General features: G+C 66.8%; 17 protein-coding genes. 5 read left to right on the top strand and 12 right to left on the bottom strand.

What is annotated here, in order from left to right:
* The first annotated feature begins 149 nt into the window (after positions 1-149).
* Positions 150-701 (top strand): hypothetical protein, encoded by a 552-nt coding sequence (locus FPJ27_RS09480; protein WP_204422709.1) that lies wholly within the window; start codon positions 150-152, stop codon positions 699-701.
* A 42-nt stretch (positions 702-743) separates the two neighbouring features.
* Here the strand turns inward: FPJ27_RS09480 and FPJ27_RS09475 are convergent, their stop codons facing one another.
* The gene (locus FPJ27_RS09475; protein WP_048246366.1) at positions 744-1,115 is read right to left on the bottom strand and encodes an MAPEG family protein; all 372 of its coding nucleotides are present in this window, start codon (positions 1,113-1,115) and stop codon (positions 744-746) included.
* 301 nt (positions 1,116-1,416) lie between these two features.
* On the opposite strand from FPJ27_RS09475, the gene alr reads away from it, so the two are divergent.
* On the top strand, positions 1,417-2,538 hold the full coding sequence (alr, locus tag FPJ27_RS09470; protein ID WP_204422708.1) for an alanine racemase: 1,122 nt from the start codon (positions 1,417-1,419) through the stop codon (positions 2,536-2,538).
* Positions 2,539-2,704: 166 nt separating this feature from the next.
* Here alr and FPJ27_RS09465 read toward each other — a convergent pair whose 3' ends face one another.
* Both FPJ27_RS09465 and FPJ27_RS09460 read right to left on the bottom strand, forming a co-directional pair.
* Entirely contained in the window at positions 2,705-3,499 is a 795-nt protein-coding gene (locus FPJ27_RS09465; protein WP_204422707.1) for an enoyl-CoA hydratase, read from the bottom strand.
* A gap of 190 nt (positions 3,500-3,689) precedes the next feature.
* Positions 3,690-5,111 (bottom strand): MFS transporter, encoded by a 1,422-nt coding sequence (locus FPJ27_RS09460; RefSeq protein WP_204422706.1) that lies wholly within the window; start codon positions 5,109-5,111, stop codon positions 3,690-3,692.
* Between the two features lie 131 nt (positions 5,112-5,242).
* On the opposite strand from FPJ27_RS09460, the gene FPJ27_RS09455 reads away from it, so the two are divergent.
* Positions 5,243-6,124 (top strand): LysR family transcriptional regulator, encoded by an 882-nt coding sequence (locus FPJ27_RS09455; RefSeq protein ID WP_204422705.1) that lies wholly within the window; start codon positions 5,243-5,245, stop codon positions 6,122-6,124.
* Between the two features lie 261 nt (positions 6,125-6,385).
* Here FPJ27_RS09455 and FPJ27_RS09450 read toward each other — a convergent pair whose 3' ends face one another.
* The 6 genes from FPJ27_RS09450 to FPJ27_RS09425 all read right to left on the bottom strand — a co-directional run bounded on the left by FPJ27_RS09450 (position 6,386) and on the right by FPJ27_RS09425 (position 12,780).
* Positions 6,386-7,576, bottom strand: coding sequence for a hypothetical protein (locus FPJ27_RS09450; RefSeq protein ID WP_239483272.1), 1,191 nt, complete (start codon positions 7,574-7,576; stop codon positions 6,386-6,388).
* A gap of 121 nt (positions 7,577-7,697) precedes the next feature.
* Positions 7,698-8,063 (bottom strand): response regulator, encoded by a 366-nt coding sequence (locus FPJ27_RS09445; protein WP_204422704.1) that lies wholly within the window; start codon positions 8,061-8,063, stop codon positions 7,698-7,700.
* A 36-nt stretch (positions 8,064-8,099) separates the two neighbouring features.
* Entirely contained in the window at positions 8,100-9,059 is a 960-nt protein-coding gene (locus FPJ27_RS09440; protein ID WP_204422703.1) for a chemotaxis protein CheX, read from the bottom strand.
* 22 nt (positions 9,060-9,081) lie between these two features.
* Positions 9,082-9,654: a hypothetical protein gene (locus FPJ27_RS09435; protein ID WP_204422702.1), complete on the bottom strand. Its 573-nt coding sequence runs from the start codon at positions 9,652-9,654 to the stop codon at positions 9,082-9,084.
* A complete protein-coding gene (locus FPJ27_RS09430) occupies positions 9,651-10,379 on the bottom strand; it encodes a methyl-accepting chemotaxis protein (RefSeq protein WP_204423136.1) in 729 nt (242 codons plus the stop codon). Before FPJ27_RS09430 ends, FPJ27_RS09435 begins: the two co-directional genes overlap by 4 nt.
* A gap of 22 nt (positions 10,380-10,401) precedes the next feature.
* Complete coding sequence (locus FPJ27_RS09425; protein ID WP_204422701.1) at positions 10,402-12,780, bottom strand: MCP four helix bundle domain-containing protein; 2,379 nt, start codon at positions 12,778-12,780, stop codon at positions 10,402-10,404.
* Positions 12,781-12,837: 57 nt separating this feature from the next.
* On the opposite strand from FPJ27_RS09425, the gene FPJ27_RS09420 reads away from it, so the two are divergent.
* Complete coding sequence (locus tag FPJ27_RS09420; RefSeq protein ID WP_204422700.1) at positions 12,838-13,056, top strand: hypothetical protein; 219 nt, start codon at positions 12,838-12,840, stop codon at positions 13,054-13,056.
* Positions 13,057-13,357: 301 nt separating this feature from the next.
* Here FPJ27_RS09420 and FPJ27_RS09415 read toward each other — a convergent pair whose 3' ends face one another.
* Both FPJ27_RS09415 and vapB read right to left on the bottom strand, forming a co-directional pair.
* Positions 13,358-13,765: a type II toxin-antitoxin system VapC family toxin gene (locus FPJ27_RS09415; protein ID WP_204422699.1), complete on the bottom strand. Its 408-nt coding sequence runs from the start codon at positions 13,763-13,765 to the stop codon at positions 13,358-13,360.
* Positions 13,762-14,004 carry a type II toxin-antitoxin system VapB family antitoxin gene (vapB, locus tag FPJ27_RS09410; RefSeq protein ID WP_072436899.1) on the bottom strand — a complete coding sequence of 81 codons (243 nt, stop codon included), beginning with the start codon at positions 14,002-14,004 and terminating at the stop codon, positions 13,762-13,764. Before vapB ends, FPJ27_RS09415 begins: the two co-directional genes overlap by 4 nt.
* Before the next feature lie 259 nt (positions 14,005-14,263).
* Between vapB and FPJ27_RS09405 the strand changes: the two genes are divergently transcribed.
* Positions 14,264-14,947, top strand: coding sequence for a phospholipase (locus FPJ27_RS09405; protein ID WP_204422698.1), 684 nt, complete (start codon positions 14,264-14,266; stop codon positions 14,945-14,947).
* A gap of 50 nt (positions 14,948-14,997) precedes the next feature.
* Here FPJ27_RS09405 and FPJ27_RS09400 read toward each other — a convergent pair whose 3' ends face one another.
* Complete coding sequence (locus FPJ27_RS09400) at positions 14,998-16,503, bottom strand: amino acid permease (RefSeq protein WP_204422697.1); 1,506 nt, start codon at positions 16,501-16,503, stop codon at positions 14,998-15,000.
* Positions 16,504-16,530 lie beyond the last annotated feature (27 nt).

Raw genomic sequence — 16,530 nt, 5'->3', positions numbered from 1 at the left:
GCCGCACCGCAACATGCGATGTCGAATTAGACCGTAGTGCAACATGTGTTGTCAACGGCGATACTACGACAACAAAAAAGTGCGCAACGGGGAATTGCATCGAGACAAACCCGGGCCACGCGGGCCGGATAGATCGGAGGAATGGGGAGATGGCCGGGGCGAGGCTCCCGGGCCGGATCGCGCCGCGCGGGCGGACAGCTGGACGTGAAAAGAGGATGGCGATGCTCGGTGCGGGCCGCCAGGTTTGCCATCCCGAGCAACGGGTGCGGCGGGATGACGGCAGCGCAACCGCGAACGCATTCGCCACGGTCCGCACGCTCGTTCGTGCCGCGTGTCAGCGGCGTTTCAACGCGGCGGCGTGCCGGGGCGGCCGTGCGCGCGAAGCCGGCATACGCCGGCGCGGCTCAACGAACGGTGCGGGATTTGCGCGCAAACACCGACCAGCGGCACACCAATGCCGCGTCGATCACGCCGAGCCGGATGTTCGCTTCGAGCGTGTCGTTGAACAGATAGGTATCCTGCGCAACGAGCGCGATGCGTCATGGCGCTTCGTGCTGCGCCGCCATCCGTCGACGCGGCACCGGCTGCTCGATCCGCTGATCGCGTTCCTGCGCCGCGAAGCGGATGCGCCGCCGTTCGTCGCGAAGATCGTTGCGCCCGCATCCAACGACAGTCACGCACGCGGTGCAGGCGGCGCCTAGCGGCGCCGGCACGCGAAGCCGGCACCGCGTCTCAACGGCCCGTTACGGCGTGGCAAAGAACAGCGCGACGACGCACGCCATCCCGGCGAACCACACGAGCGAACGCAGCGACGCCCAGTTCAGCAGGTACATCAGCGTATAGACGACGCGGATCGCGACGAAACCCATCGCGAGTTGGTCGACGTGATGCGCGTTCGCGCCGTTGTGCCACGCGACCACCAGCGCGGCCGTGAACAGCGCAAGCGCTTCCCACGCGTTCTGGTGTGCGGCCTGCGCCCGCGCGCGCCAGCCTTCGAGTTTCGCGAGGTAATCGCGCGGCGTGCGGTTGTCGTAGCCCTTGCGAGCCTTGGCCAGGAACGTCAGCGGGAACGGTAACAGCGCCACGATGAACAGGCACAGCTGGGACGTCGTCATCAAAGTCTCCTCCTTTATGATTACATTGTTCAATGACAAGATCGCCGGGAGCTTAGCATTGCGCCGTGCTGTTCGCGCACCGGTTTTCTAGACGGGAGACTCGGCTGCACGTGCCGCCGCCGGCCGCGGCCGGCGTGGTCCACCACCAAAATTTCCACCAAATCGTCGACAAATACGTTAATTAAAACTGGTCGAACACCAATAAGATAGCGCTCGACACTGGCTTGACGCGTAACCGCGCCAGCCTGCCGACCCGGGCGCGCCGCCGCGTGCCGAACGACATCCGACCCGAGCCATCGCCATGCCCCGTCCCATCGTCGCCCATATCCGCCCCGACGCCGTCCGTCACAACCTCGACTTCATCCGCCGCACCGCCGCGCAATCGCGCGTGTGGGCCGTGATCAAGGCCAACGCATACGGCCACGGCATCGAGCGGATCTACCCGAGCCTCGCGGCCGCCGACGGCATCGCGCTACTCGACCTCGACGAAGCCGTGCGCGTGCGCGAGCTCGGCTGGGACAAGCCCGTGCTGCTGCTCGAAGGGATCTTCGAGCCGGACGACGTCGAACTGGCCGATCGCCACCGGCTGACGGTGGCCGTGCACTGCGACGAGCAGCTCGACCTGCTGATCGCCGCGAAGCCGCGGCAGCCGATCGACATCCAGCTCAAGATGAATTCCGGGATGAACCGGCTCGGCTACCGGCCCGCCGCGTTCCGCGCCGCGTGGGAACGCGCGGCGAGCGCGCCGTCGATCGGCAGGATCACGTTGATGATGCATTTCGCGAACGCGGACGAAGGCGAGGTCGACTGGCAGCTCGATTTATTCGACGCGACCACGGCCGGGATTCCGGGCGAGCGCTCGGTATCGAATTCGGCGGCCGTGCTGTGGCATCCGCGCGCGCACCGCGACTGGGTGCGGCCCGGCACGATCCTGTACGGCGCGTCGCCGACCGGTGCGGCGCGGCATATCGCCGACACGCCGCTGATGGCCGCGATGACACTGACGAGCAGGATCATCGGCGTGCAGACGCTGTCGCCGGACGAAACCGTCGGCTACGGCCGCCGCTTCACGGCCGACCGGCCGATGCGGATCGGCGTCGTCGCGTGCGGCTACGCGGACGGCTATCCGCGCCATGCGCCGACCGGCACGCCGATCGCGGTGGACGGCGTGATGACGCGCGTCGTCGGCCGCGTGTCGATGGACATGCTGACCGTCGACCTGACGCCGTGCCCGAACGCGGGCATCGGGTCGAGCGTCGAGCTGTGGGGCGACCAGGTGAAGGTGGATGATGTCGCGCAAGCCAGCGGCACGATCGGCTACGAGCTGATGTGCGCGCTCGCGCGCCGCGTGCCGGTCGTGATCGTGCCGCCCGGCGCGTCGACCGCGCAGCCGGCGCTGCGGACCGGGAGCTACGGGCGCTGACCGCGGTCGATGCTGCGGCGCACTACCGCGCCGCCGCGCGTGCCGCTTCACTTGCGGGCCGCCTCGGGCGGTCCGTTTACGTTCCGGCGGACGGGAACCCGGAGCCGGAGAATACGCGTTTGTTACAGCCCTTCCGCTCCGTTCGACCGGCCTATCCGGCGGTGTACTACGAGCGCCACGTCGGCTTCCGCTTCTCGAGGAACGCGTCGATCCCTTCGCCGGCATCCTCTTCCATCATGTTGCGCGCCATCACGTCGCCCGCATACGCATACGCTTCGTCGAGCGGCAATTCGCGCTGGCGATAGAACATCTGCTTGCCGTAGCGCACCGCGGCCGGGCTCTTCGCGACGATCTCCGCGACCTTGCGCGCGACGGCCGCGTCGAGCGCGTCCTCGGGCACGGCCTCGTTGACGAGCCCCCACGCGGCGGCCGTCGCCGCATCGACGAAGCGCCCGGTCACGAGCATGTCGAACGCGCGCTTCGCCGTGACGTTGCGGCTCAACGCGACGGCCGGCGTCGAACAGAACAGCCCGACGTTGATGCCCGATACCGCGAAGCGCGCGGTGTCGGCCGCGATGGCCAGGTCGCACGCGGCGACGAGCTGGCAGCCGGCGGCCGTCGCGATGCCCTGCACACGCGCGATCACCGGCACCGGCAATGCGCGCATCGCGAGCATCACGCGGCTGCACTGCGCGAACAGCGAGCGGTAGTAGTCGAGTTCCGGCTTGCCGCGCATCTGCCGCAGGTCGTGGCCGGCGCAGAACGCCTTGCCTTGCGCGGCCAGCACGACGCAGCGCACGTGCGGATCGGCCGCCAGCGCACCGAACGCGTCGTACAGGCTCGCGAGCATCGCTTCGGACAGCGCGTTGAACTGCTGCGGCCGGTTCAGCCGCAGCGTGACGACACCGTCGCGCACCTCGCGCAACAGGATCGGCTCGGCAGTCTCTTGATCGGGTTCCATGACGTTTCGCTCGACGGGGTTCGGCAGGATTCGGTGCGGCACGAACGGGCGGCGATGACGCACGCGCGTTCGCGGCATGTCGATGAAATGGTCCTCCACATTCCGCGCGGCGTCCAGTCGCGCGGCCGCACGTGCCTGCGCGGTGGCCTGCGTGCCGCCGTACCACCGTGCGGACCACGCGATTCGCGCGTCAGCGGCTTCGCTGCGCGGTTTTCGCCGTGCCTGCCGTCCGCGCGGCAAGGGCGGCCGTCGCATAGGCAACACCACCGACCACCGCGATCGCCCACAGCGCGGCGGTCGGATTCGGCAACAGCATCGTCGCGGCGCTGGCGATGGCCACACCGAACAGGCTTCCTGCCTGTCTCGCCGCATTGAGGAATCCTGACGCCACACCCGCCGCGTCCGCGGGCACCTGTTCGAGCACGGTCGCGATCATCGGCGCCACGGACAGCGCTGTCCCCGTGCCGAATGCGCCCATCGCCGTCCAGGCCACCGGCCACGGCGCGCGCAGCGTCAGCGCGGCCGCGAGTGCCGGAATGGCCAGCGCCGCCATCCCGAGACCGTTCGCCATCAGCCGGACCGGGTGCACCCGGCCCTGCAATTTTCCGGACAACAGATTGCCGAGCGACAGGCTCAGCGCGAACGGCAACAGCGTCAGCCCCGTCTGCCGCGCGCTCATGCCGAAGTGCCCGTGCAGGTACAGGCTCAGCACGAACAGCAAGCCGAAGTAGCCGACATACACGAGGCTGCCCATCAGGTTCATCGCGACGAAGGTGCGATTGCGAAACCACGCCAGCGGAACCATCGGATCGCGAGCACGCCGCTCGATGACGATCAGCGCGCCTGCGGCGAGTCCGGCGACCAGTAGCGCGCACCGGACTTCCGCCGCACCCAGGCCGCGTGTCGGCAGTTCGATCACGGCGAAACACAGCGCGCCGAGCGCCATCGCACCGACACACTGGCCGGCCCAATCGAAGTGGCGCGTTTGCCGCGCGACCGACGCCCGGACGAGCACGGCCGCCCCGGCAAACGCGACCGCGCCGGTCGGCACATTGATCAGGAACGCGCTGCGCCAGCCGAAATCGTCGACAAGGATGCCGCCCAGCACCGGCCCTACGGCCACCGCAACCGACGCGATGCCCGCCCATACCGCAATCGCCCGCGCGCGCTCGGCAGGCACGTCGAAGGTGCTGCGCACGACCGCGAGAGACGCGGGCAAAAAGAGCGCGGCACCCATGCCCTGCACGAATCGTGCGGCCACGAGAATGGCCACGGACGATGCGAAGCCACATCCCGCCGATGCGGCGACGAACAGCGCCAGCCCCGCGAGGTAGACGTGCTTGGCGCCGAACCGGTCGGACAGCGCGCCGCCCGCGAGAATCAGCGCGGCGAAGCTGAGCGTGTACGCGTCGACGATCCAAGCGAGCTCCGCGACCGTCGCACCGAGACTCGCTCGCATCGCGGGCAGCGCAACGTTGACGATCGTCGTATCGAGTACCGCCATGAACATTCCGATCGCGACGAGCGCAAGCGTGAAGCGGCGTTCTCGGGCCGTCGGGCCGCACGCTGCCGTGATGGATACGGGAAGGGAAACAGGATTGCAATCGGGCATGAAACCTCCAGGCAGATGCCGGGAGTCTAGAAACGGCACGCGATGCAGAAAAGTGATAATTTCGCATTTGCCTGATGCAGATATGCATCCCCAACCCGCCGCCGCCCTGCCCGATGACACTGCCGACCCGCATGAACTGGGACAACGCCCGCTTTTTCCTGGCCCTCGCGCGCACCGGCACGCTGCGCGGCGCCGCGGCGCAACTGAACGTCGATCAGGCGACGGTGGGGCGTCGGATCGCCGCGCTCGAAGACGAACTCTCGGCCCGCCTGTTTCTCCGAACGCCGGCCCTCTATGTGCTGACGACCGCCGGCGAAGCGTTGCTCGAACCCGCCGAAGCGATGGAACGGGCGTCGCTCACGATCGAGCGGCGCGTGATGGGCCTCGACGAGCAGCTCGCCGGGTCCGTGCGCATCGCCACGACCGACACGCTCGGCAAGCGCTTCGTGATTCCCGCCATCGCCAACTTGCGGCGCAGGCATGCCGGCATCGACGTCGTGTGCGTGACGTCGGCCGAAATCGCCAATCTCACGCGCCGCGAAGCGGATCTCGCGATTCGTACGTTGCGCCCGGAATCGCCGGACCTGATCGTCAGGCGGCTCGGGCATCTCGAAACGGGCATCTACGCATCGCGCCGCTACCTGGCCGAGCGTGGCGAACCGGCCGCGGGCAGCGCGTTCGAAGGACACGATCTGGTGATGTACCAGCAGCCGGTGGTGCCGACGATGTGGGACGCCCTGTGCGGCGAATCGACGTCGCGCGGCCGCGTGATGTTCCAGACATCGTCGACGATGATGCTGGTCGAAGCCGCGCTTGCCGGGCTCGGCATCGCGGAGCTGCCGTGCTTTCGCGCCGAAACCGAGCCTGAACTGGTGCGCCTCATGCCTCGACGATGCAATCATTTCGACGTGTGGCTCGTCGCGCATGCCGATCTCTACAAGACCGCACGCGTGCAGGCGGTGATCGAAGCCGTCGTCGACGAATTCGCGAGCGTCGCGCCAGCCGCCCGCTAACACCATGGGGATTACGCGACGCGGTGCTCAGCCAGCGCGCCCGAGCAGCAGCGGAATATCGCGCTTGGAGGTTTCGACGATCGTTCGGATTCGCTGCGGCAGCGTCCACTATCCCACGCCAATGCCACCGCCGGCCACCAGCATGTGGAGTATCGGCTCACCAATGATCCAATGCGACGGCTGTGCGGATCGGCGCGGCTAAGCCGGCGATATCGCACAACACGAGTTGTTCGCCCGACTACGCGCATAGCGAACGCTGTTTCAGCGGGGCTGATATTCGCCGTCGCTCGTCGACCAGTGAAACGTCTGGCGCCACTTTCCGCCGCGCTGCCGCAATTGCAAGTCGCGGAAACTGTCCGTCGACGTCGGGAGCACATTCAGCGCGTTGCTGCCTTCCGTGATCTCGTGATCCCGCGTGCCATCGGGATGCCAGTCGCCGGCAATGTTCCGATAGAACATCATCGGCTGTGCGAACACGACGCGCAGCACGTTGCCGTCGACCCGGAGCAGGTACAGCGCCTCGTATGACGCACCACCGCCCGCATAAGGGATCGACCAGCCCGCGCGGACGCCGAACGCGGCATCGCCCGCTCGAAGCAGATACGGCGCGAAATCGAAGCGCAGCCATTGCTCAGGACGCAACCTGCGCTCGTCAGGTCGCGCCACCTCGTCAAGGGTGTCCGGATGGTCCAGATTCGTGTTGCTCCAGTCGGTCGCTTCGTCGAGCGGCTGCTCGGTCCGTGCGACGAGGCGCGGCACACCGTCGGGCCCGCGCTCGAACACGCCAAGCCAGACCAAACCCTTCGCGGTATCGTCGCGGTAGCCCTCGCAATCGCTCGGCGCACGGAATTGCAACACCCGTTTCGCAAGCTCGGCGCTCGGCGCTGCGCAGACGATTGCGACAAATGAACCCGGACGTTGCGGCCACGACTTCGCCCCGACCAGCACGACGCTCGCCGCATCCTGACCCGGCGCGAGCTGCGCGATCAGCGCCTGCCTTGTGAAACCGGGCGGCAAACGCGTTCCAAAACCGTCCACCTCGGGCTCGCCACTCATGTCACGCGCGAAGGCTGCGCGTGCGTCGCGCGAATCGAATTGAGCGGGCGCCTGGTCAAGTGAGTGCGCAGTGCCTGCCGCGTGTGCCGCAGGGCCGACGAAGGTTGTGCCGATTGCGATCAGCAATGTTGCAAAGCGTGTCGTCATGCGGGGCATTCCAGCGAAATGATGAGGCAATGCACGACGACGTTGCCAATGCGCAGCCGCAAGTCGCGACGTGCGGCCATGCTCCGGACAAGCGGACATCAGCACAGCGACGACGCCGGCTCGCGCATGACAGAAATCGGTCGGCGCACCACTCTCGTTCTCGATATGGGTGAGGACGGACTGTGCGCGTTCCTGGCGAACGCGTGCCGTCCCTCGACTGCAAGCAAGGATACGAACATTCCAAGCCACAGTAAATCTCCCGCGCGCAGCGCGCGCTATATCACGCCCACCCGCGTCGTCATGCTGAATGCAGCGATGCCCATCCGGTATTCGGTAAAAATCGGCCGAGACACGGCGGCCCAGTCGAGCGTCAGCCCGCGAGCTTCTTCAGCGCGTCGAGCACCGCGTCGCCCTTGAACGGCTTCACGATCCAGCCCTTCACGCCGGCCGCCTTGCCGCGCTCCTTCATCGCCGGGCTGCTTTCGGTCGTCAGCATCACGACGTTGACCGCCGTGTTCGCCAGTTCGCCGCGGATCTTCTCGACCATCGTCAGGCCGTCCATGTTCGGCATGTTCACGTCGCTGATCACGAGGCGCACGCCGGGCGTCGCCTTGAGCTTCGCGAGCCCGTCCTTGCCGTCGACGGCCGTCTCGACGTCGAGCCCGTGATTGCGCAGGAACCCCGCGACCTCGTCGCGCACCGTGCCCGAATCGTCGACCACCAGAATCTTTGCCATGTCGTATTCCCCTTCCTTTATTTCGGACTTCAACATTCAAAACAGTTCGAGTTCGCCCGATTCGACCATCGGCCCCACGTCCGGCACCGATTCGCGGAAATCCTCCGGCGACCAGCTCAGGCTGAACACGAAACGCTGGTCGAGACACACGGAGCGCCCCGATGCCGGGTCGGTCATCCGGTACTTGAAGCAGAGCTGCGGACAGTCGCCGCCGAACGAGATGAACTTCTGCTTGTGATTGACGACGAGCGGCACCTGCACCGGATGGCGCGCGAGCGCCTCCGCATCGCCGAGATAGCGGTTCTTGAACGCCCCCCACACGAGGTTGGTCAGCTCGCCGAGCACGCTGTTCACGTCGCGAAAATCCGGCGCGCGGCCGTCGTCGCGCGTGCCGCCGATCATGTCCAGCAGCGGCTGCTCGCTCGTCTGCAGCAGCATGTAGCCGCGGCACCATGCGCTTTCGAGCGCGATCAGGCTGAACACTTCGCCGAAGATGATCTGGTCGCGGACGATGCACGGCGTTTCGTGCTCGATCGTCATGCCCGGAAACAGGCTGTCGATGCGCGCCTCGGTGATCTCCGAGATGCCGCGCACGAGCGCGTTCGGATAGTCGCGGCCGAACAGGTATTCGTCGATCGCGCGCTTGAGCGGCGTCATGTCGTCCGCGACGTAGGCCGCGCATGCCACCCGCGCAAGCGCGTCGGGCAGCCCGTCGCGCGATGCGAGCGATTCGCGGCGCAAGATGATCGGCAGCTCGGGCCGCAGCGCGTCGATCTGCGTCGCGATGATCGCGCTCTCGACCGGCGAGCCGCCGTAATCCTCGGCCAGCAGGATCGCACCGAGATCGATATTCGAGCGCAGCACCTTCAGCAGCCGGCTGCGCCGCACGGTCAGGCCGACCAGGTTGTGCTCGTCGCAGAAACGCTTGATCGCATCGGCATGCGTGCGGCTGTCGTCGAGCACGAGCACCTTGCTGACAGGTTGGTCTTCGGTCATCTCAAGGGTTCCTCATGGTCGATCAGAACAGTTCGAGTTCGCCGCCGGTATCCGCCGCGGCCGCTTCCGGCACATGGAAATCGACCGGCGCGTTCGCGCATACGCACAGCGTCGCGCCGATGCGCACGTCGCCGTCGAGCGTCAGGTCGTAGGCGGCCACGTAGTCGGGTGCGAGCGCGGGCAGCCAGTCGATGCTCGCGCCGCTCAGCAGGGAAGGCGTCGACATCCCGAGATCGGGAAACGGCACGGTCAGCGCCTGGTTGATCGCGCCGCAGCACAGGTTCGCGACTTCCATGAACGCTTCGGGCAGCGGCCGCTGGCCGCTCGTGCCCGCCGTCGCGCCGGCGAAATGGCGGCGCGTCGCATCGTCGTCGCTGAAGCGCAGCGCGAGCAGCAGGCGGAAATGCAGCGCCGAGATCGTCAGCACCACGACGTACTCGGGCACCTTCGGTTTCGATCGCGACTTCATGCACGCGGGATCGTGCGCATCGCCGGCCGACGGCCGGATGTCGCACGCGCCGCCGGACGCGAGCCGCGTGCGCGCCGCATCAAGGAAGATCCGCTCGAAGCCGGCTTTCGCCTGCGCGCCGATCACGCCGCCTCTCCTTCGATCCGCGCGTGCAGTTGCCCGGCCAGCGTCTCGACGGTCGCGAGCGCGGCCGTGATCATCTTGCCGCCGGCCTGGATGTCCTGGAACGTCGCGGCCGTCACGAGATCGTTGCGGTTCAGGCTGTCGCGATAGCTGTCCGACAGCTGCTGCGAGCGCGCGGCCAGCCCGCGCACCTCGCTCGCGACGATCGAGAAGCCGCGCCCGGCCGTGCCCGCGCGCGCGGCCTCGATCGACGCGTTCAGCGACACGATCGACACGTGCGCGACGATCGCCGACAGTTCCTGGTTCTTCGTGCGCATGTCCTGGTTCTGCGTGGTCAGCGAGATCATCTGCTCGTGCCAGCGCTCGAACGTGCCGGCGAGCCCGCGCAGGCGCCCGGCTTCGTCGGCGATCTTCATCGCATGCTGCGCAAGCGCGGCGCGGTCGGCCGACAGCGCCTGCAGCGCGTCGCGCTGCGTGCCGGCCGCGGACGCCTCGCGCGCCAGCGCATCCTCGAGCTGCGCCTCGCGTTGCGCCCATGCGTCGGCGGCTTCGGCATTTGCCGACGCCGCTTCTGCCGCCTTCGCGTCGGCCGCATCGAGCGCGCCGCGCAACGTATGCGCGTCACGTGCCATCGCTGCGACAAGCCGTTTGCGCATCACGCGAAACACGACCGCCGCCGCCACCGCGACGACGAAGCCGCCCGCCAGCGCGGCGGCAATCGGGATCATCCACGCCTGCACGATCACGCCATCACTCCGCTGCGCCGACGTCTGCAATGCGCTCGTGCGCGGCGCCGTGACCGGCACCGTCCGCCGCGAAGCGCGCCGGCAGCGACACGATCGTCTCGAACGCGCGATACGGCGCGCCGACGCGATCGTCGGTGAAGCGCAGCGCGATGTCGCCGCCGTCGCGCTTCAGGAAGCTGCGCACCGCGTCCATGCCGACGCCGCGCCCCGACACCTCGGTTACCGCGTGCGCGGTCGAGAAGCCCGGCCGGAAGATCAGCTCGGCCACCGCTTCGTCGGTGAGCCCCGCTTCGTTGCCGCCATCGATCCACCCGCGCTCGCGCGCGATGCCGCGAATCCTGTCGAGCGCGAGGCCGCGGCCGTCGTCGCTCAACACGAACCACAACTCGCCGCCGCCGACGCCGACCGCGATGTCGATCGTGCCGGACGCCGCCTTGCCGGCCGCGCGGCGCTCTTCGGACGATTCGATCCCGTGGTCGATCGAATTGCGCAGCAGGTGCATGAACACGTTCTTCAGCGTCGCGCCGATCTCGCTGCGCACGCGATGGCCGTGGCTGTCGATATGCACGACGGGCGCCGGCTTGCCGAGTTCGGCCGCGAGCGACGGCAGCGACTCGATCACGCCGCCGAGCGCGTCGCCGATGCCCTGCGTGCCGAGCTGGCTCAGCATGCGGCGCACGGCATCGCGTGCCGCCTGCCAGTCGTTCGCGTTCGCCGGATCGGCACCGTCGAGCACGCGCAGGCTCTCGCTGATGTGCGCGCGTTCGACCATCAGGTAATCGGCACCGCCGTGCGCCGGTTCGCCGCTGCGGCCGAGCGTGACCGCGTTGATCGTCGCGTAGCGTTCGACGGCCTCGCGCACGCGGGCCAGGTCGTCCATCAGCGCGTCGCGGTTCCACTCGGGGCCGCCGTCCGCGCGGCGCAGCGATTCGTACGCCTGTTCCGCTTCGTGGACGATGTTCGTCAGGTGCTGCAGGCTGTACGTGCGCGCATTGCCCTTGATCGTATGCATGTTGCGGAACAGCGCCGCGACGATCGAGTGATCGGCGCGCTCGTGCTGGCGGATCATCCGTTCGTTCTCGCTGAGGAAGCCCTTCGCGCTGTGCACGAAGTCATGGAACTTGTCCTGGCTGATCGACAGGATCTCGCCGATCATCTCGAGGCGGCGATGCTGCTCGCCGGCCTGCGCGGTCAGCTCGCGAATCTCGGTCACGTCGCGCACGCACAGCATCAGGCGCACGACCGTATCGGTCTCGTCGGTGATCGCCGACCAGCTCAGGTCAAGCCATTTCTCGCGGCCGTCCGGCATCCGCTTCGCGACTTCGTTGACGAGCAGGTGCGCGTTGAATTCGAAGTTCATGCTGTCTTCGCCGAGGCACGCGTGCACGGCCGCATCGACCTGCGAGCGCGCGTCGGCGCCGATCGCCGAATCGTCGAACACGAGCGCCATCAGGTCGCGGCCGGCGATGTCGTTCGTCTCGAAGATGGTTTCGAGGTACGCCGAATACTCCGCATGCACGACGCCGCCTTCGACGACGGTCAGGATCCCTTGCTGCATGTTCTGCAGCATCGCCTGGATGTCCGCCGTCTTCTGCTTGAGCTGCGCGGCGTTCTCCTGGATCTTCTCGATCATTCCGTTGAACGCGACGATCGAATGGCCGATCTCGTCCATCCGGCCCACCGGCACGCGGCGCGTGAAATCCTGGCTCGTCGCGATCTCGCTCATCATCGTCTGCATCCCGATCAGCGGACGCGTGATCTGGCGATACAGCACGAAACCGAGCGCGGTCAGCAGCACGATCACCGTGCCCGCGACGCCCGCGATCGCGGTTGCCGTCGTCGCGAGCATCCCGTTCAGCGCGCTGATCGCGTCGTCCTTCTGGCGGTTCTTCTCGACGCGCAGCGTGTCGACGATGCTTTCGAGTTCGTCGCGATACTGTGCGACGTTCGCGAACAGGTAGGCCTGCGCCATCTCGGCCTTGCCGTCGGCCTTCATCTTCACCGTGTCGTCGATCGCCGCGAAATAGTTCGCGGCGCTGTCCTTCGCCTGCGCGACGAGGCCTTCCTGCGCGCGGCCGACCGCCGATCGCGCCTGCGCGTCGAGTGCGGCGCGCAGCGCGGCCTGCTTCGCCTTCAGCTCGTCGCGCGCCTGCGCGGCGGTATTCGCGTCGGGCGCATAGACGAGCGTCATCGTCGCGATCTGGATGTTCTTCACATCGGCGACGAGATCGGCCGACGCGAGCGCGCTCGGCACGATGCCCTGGGTAACCTGGCGCACCTCGGACGCGCTCTTGCGCGTCTGGTACACGGCATAGATGCCGATCGCGGAAAGCGCGAAGAACGTCAGGACGACTAGCAGCGTAATGCGATGACGGATGGTCATGAGTACAGCTCCCCGCAGCGATCCGGCTTCGACCGCCCATTGATCTAATGAAAGAATATGAGCGCCGAATTATCGGGGATGGTGTATGACTGTCCGATGACCGTTAATCAATCGATCATTGAGAAAATTGGAATGATTAATTGCGGCGGGAAAAACCTAAAGTTCTTTGCGGGTTTGCCGTTAACACCCGACCACCAACGCTGCGGAGTTTGCCGAATCGGCGGAGTAACGGATATTCATTGTTTTATTCGTGTTCCGCCCAATCGATTTTATTGAATAACGGTAAAACGTTTGCGCATTATCGTGCGAGTCGATTCATTGCCGCCCCGTCATGCGGAAAATACCGGATGCGATGTGCGGGCCCGCGCCGGCCGTCACGATCACGCGCTCGGAACCGACCGCCTGCCCCGATTCCTTCACGTGTTCGCGGGCGTTCGAGCACGGCGCATGACGCAACGCAACGCGGCGCGACACCGTAAGACGAACGCGCCGCGCTCGCAGGCAGGATCGCATGCGGGTAGCGAGCCTGATTCAGCGCGGAGGAATCCGTGCCGGTCGCTGCATGACTGCAATGCGGTCAGTTTTCATGCGCGCCTGCGAGCCAATCCTCGATCTGCAGCTCCGGGACTCGCTCAAACTCGCGCATGTTATGCGTGACAAGCACCAGCCGCCGCGCACGCGCCTGCCCTGCGATCAATGCATCATATGGGCCGATCGGTGTTCCTGCCGCGGTCAAATGCGCACGAATTTCGCCAGCATGCTGAGCATCTTCCGCGTCGAACGACACGACCTCGAACTGAAGCCCCTCCACGCGCGCCAGATTGGCTGCCACTCGCTGACTTTTGTAAGCTCCGTAATAGAGCTCATGCGCGACGATCGCCGGAATTCCGAAGTCTGCCGGTCGATGCGCACGCAGCTTGGCCAGCATGGCCAGCTCGCCTTTGAGAATGGCGATTACCGCGTTGGTATCCAGCAGAAACTTCATTCAAACACGTCCAGTCCCGGGCGCTCTTGAACGTCCGGCTGGGTTGTTGCAGCGGCCTCGAAGTCGGCGTCGACCGGGCCGATCAGCGGTGTCAGCCATGCCCAGTCTTGCGGCACCGGCTCGAGAATGACGGACGCCCCGTGGCGGCGAATCCGAACCTCGGTCGTCTCGAAGCGGAAATCCTTCGGCAGCCGGACGGCCTGCGATCCGCCATGCTTGAAGATCTTGGCAATATCCATCTTCACGCCCCCACGTATCTACAAAATGTATCTATTTTATCAACTAAGCGTGAGGATGACGAGTCGTCCGATCGGCCTGTTGTCGGTGGGTATTTCGGCCATCGCCCCGCGCCGCGCGTCGCGATATCGGCAATCCGTCCCCGACATGAGCCGCGGCCGGATTCGTTCCCGCCAGGAAACAATCAATCGCCACCCGGCGATTCACCTCCCAGTCCGCACGCTCTAGACTGTCGCATCGTTCCCTTTCCGGACCCACGCAATGACCGACGCCCTGCCGCTGACCACCAATCCCGATTCGGGCCTCCAGTACCGGCTGCGCCCGGCTGCCGGCCGCCCCGCCGCCCGCCTGTTGCTGCTGCATGGCGTCGGCGGCAACGAAACCAACCTGCTGAACGTGGCCGATGTGATCGATCCGCGCATCGAGATCGCGTTCGTGCGCGGCCCGCTGACCTTCGGGCCCGACCAGCACGCGTGGTTTCCGGTGCGCTTCGGCCCGAACGGCCCCGAAATCGACGCGGCCCGCGCGGACGCCAGCCGCCTCCAGCTGATTGCGCTGCTGCGCGCCTTCCGCGCGCGGGACGGCGCGGGCTCCGCGTTGCCGGCCGTGATCGCCGGCTTCAGCCAGGGCGGCATCATGAGCGCGAGCGTCGGCCTCACGTCGCCGGCCGACGTCGCCGCGTTCGCCGTGCTGTGCGGCCGCATCCTGCCGGAAATCGATCCGCTGATCGCGCCGCGCGATGCGCTTCGCCCGTTGCACGCGCTGATCGTGCACGGCCGCTTCGACGACAAGCTGCCCGTCGCATGGGCCGACACCGCCGATGCAAGACTCACGGCGCTCGATGTCGCACACGACACGCGGTTGTATGCGGCCGGGCACGAACTGACTCAGGAAATGGCCGCCGATTTCGGCCGATGGGTCGGCGAACGCACCGGATTGAACTGACCCCACCGGTAAAGCCGGCCCGCGAACGGACCGGCCCCCGGCGCGCACCGTCACGCGTTCTGCGCAGGATCTGCGACGACGCGCACGGCCGCGGGTGCGGCAACCGCCCGCTCACGCTCGGCACCGCGCTTCGCGAGCTTCCAGCCGATCACCAACGCGAGCACGACAACCGGAATCGTCGCGACGGTCCACGTACCGCCCGGGTAGTCGAACGCCATCAGCACCAGCACGCCGACGAGGAATGCGAGCGTGAGCCACGAAGTGAACGGCGCGCCGGGCATCCGGAACGACACGGCCTTCAGCTCGCCGCGATCGACCGCGCGGCGGAACAGGATCTGGCTCATCACGATGAAACCCCACGTCGTGATGATCCCGAGCGACGCCATGTTCAGCACGATCTCGAACGCCTGGGCCGGCACGATGTAGTTCAGCGGCACGCCGATCGCATTGATCGCGACCGTGATCAGGATCCCGCCGTACGGCACGCCGCGCGCGTTCATCCTCGACACGAAGCGCGGCGCCGACCCGCCCATCGCGAGCGAGCGCAGCACGCGCCCGGTCGAATAGAGACCCGAATTCAGGCTCGACAGCGCGGCGGTCAGCACCACGACGTTCATTACCGTGCCGACGTACGGCACGCCGAGCTTGCCGAAGAACGTCACGAACGGGCTTTCGTGCGCGCTGTATGCGGTCCACGGCAGCAGCAGCGTCAACAGCACGACCGAACCGACGTAGAACAGCGCAATGCGCCACATCACGCCGTTGATGGCCTTCGGCAGCACCTTGCGCGCATCGGCCGTCTCGCCCGCCGCGACGCCGACGAGCTCGATGCTCGCATACGCGAACACGACGCCCTGCACGATCAGCACGGCCGGCAGGATGCCGTGCGGAAAGATCCCGCCGTGATCCGCGACGAGATGAAGCCCCGGCATCTGGCCGGCGACCGGATGGCCGCTCGCGAGGAACACGGCGCCGACCGCGAGGAACACCGCGAGCGTGCCCACCTTGACGAGCGAGAACCAGAACTCCATCTCGCCGAACACCTTCACGCCGATCATGTTCATCACCGACACGATCCCGAGCGCGCCGAGCGCGAACACCCACTGCGGCACGTCCGTGAACACGGCCCAGTACTTCATGTAGATCGCGACCGCGGTGATGTCGACGATGCCGGTCGTCGCCCAGTTCAGGTAGTACATCCAGCCCGCGACGAACGACGCGCGCTCGCCCATGAACTCCCGCGCATACGACACGAAGCTGCCGCTGGTCGGCCGGTGCATCACGAGCTCGCCGAGCGCGCGCATGATCAGGAACGCGAACACGCCGCAGACCAGATACACGAGCGCCAGTGCGGGCCCCGCGCTTTGCAGGCGCCCGCCCGCGCCGAGAAAGAGGCCGGTGCCGATCGCACCGCCCATCGCGATCATCTGCACGTGCCGCGGCTTCAAATGCTTCGCATAACCGGCTTCGTGCGACGCGAACATCGCGTCGGGATCGGCATGACGGGAATCCGCGCCGCCGGCCGTATCGGCCGGCCGCTCGCTGGTGTGTTTCATGTTGAGTCTCCGTTTATTGATGTGTCG

The organism is Burkholderia sp. MS455 (genome assembly GCF_016899445.1).
Taxonomy (GTDB): Bacteria; Pseudomonadota; Gammaproteobacteria; order Burkholderiales; family Burkholderiaceae; genus Burkholderia; species Burkholderia pyrrocinia_C.
This window is presented reverse-complemented; position numbering and strand designations above follow the sequence as displayed.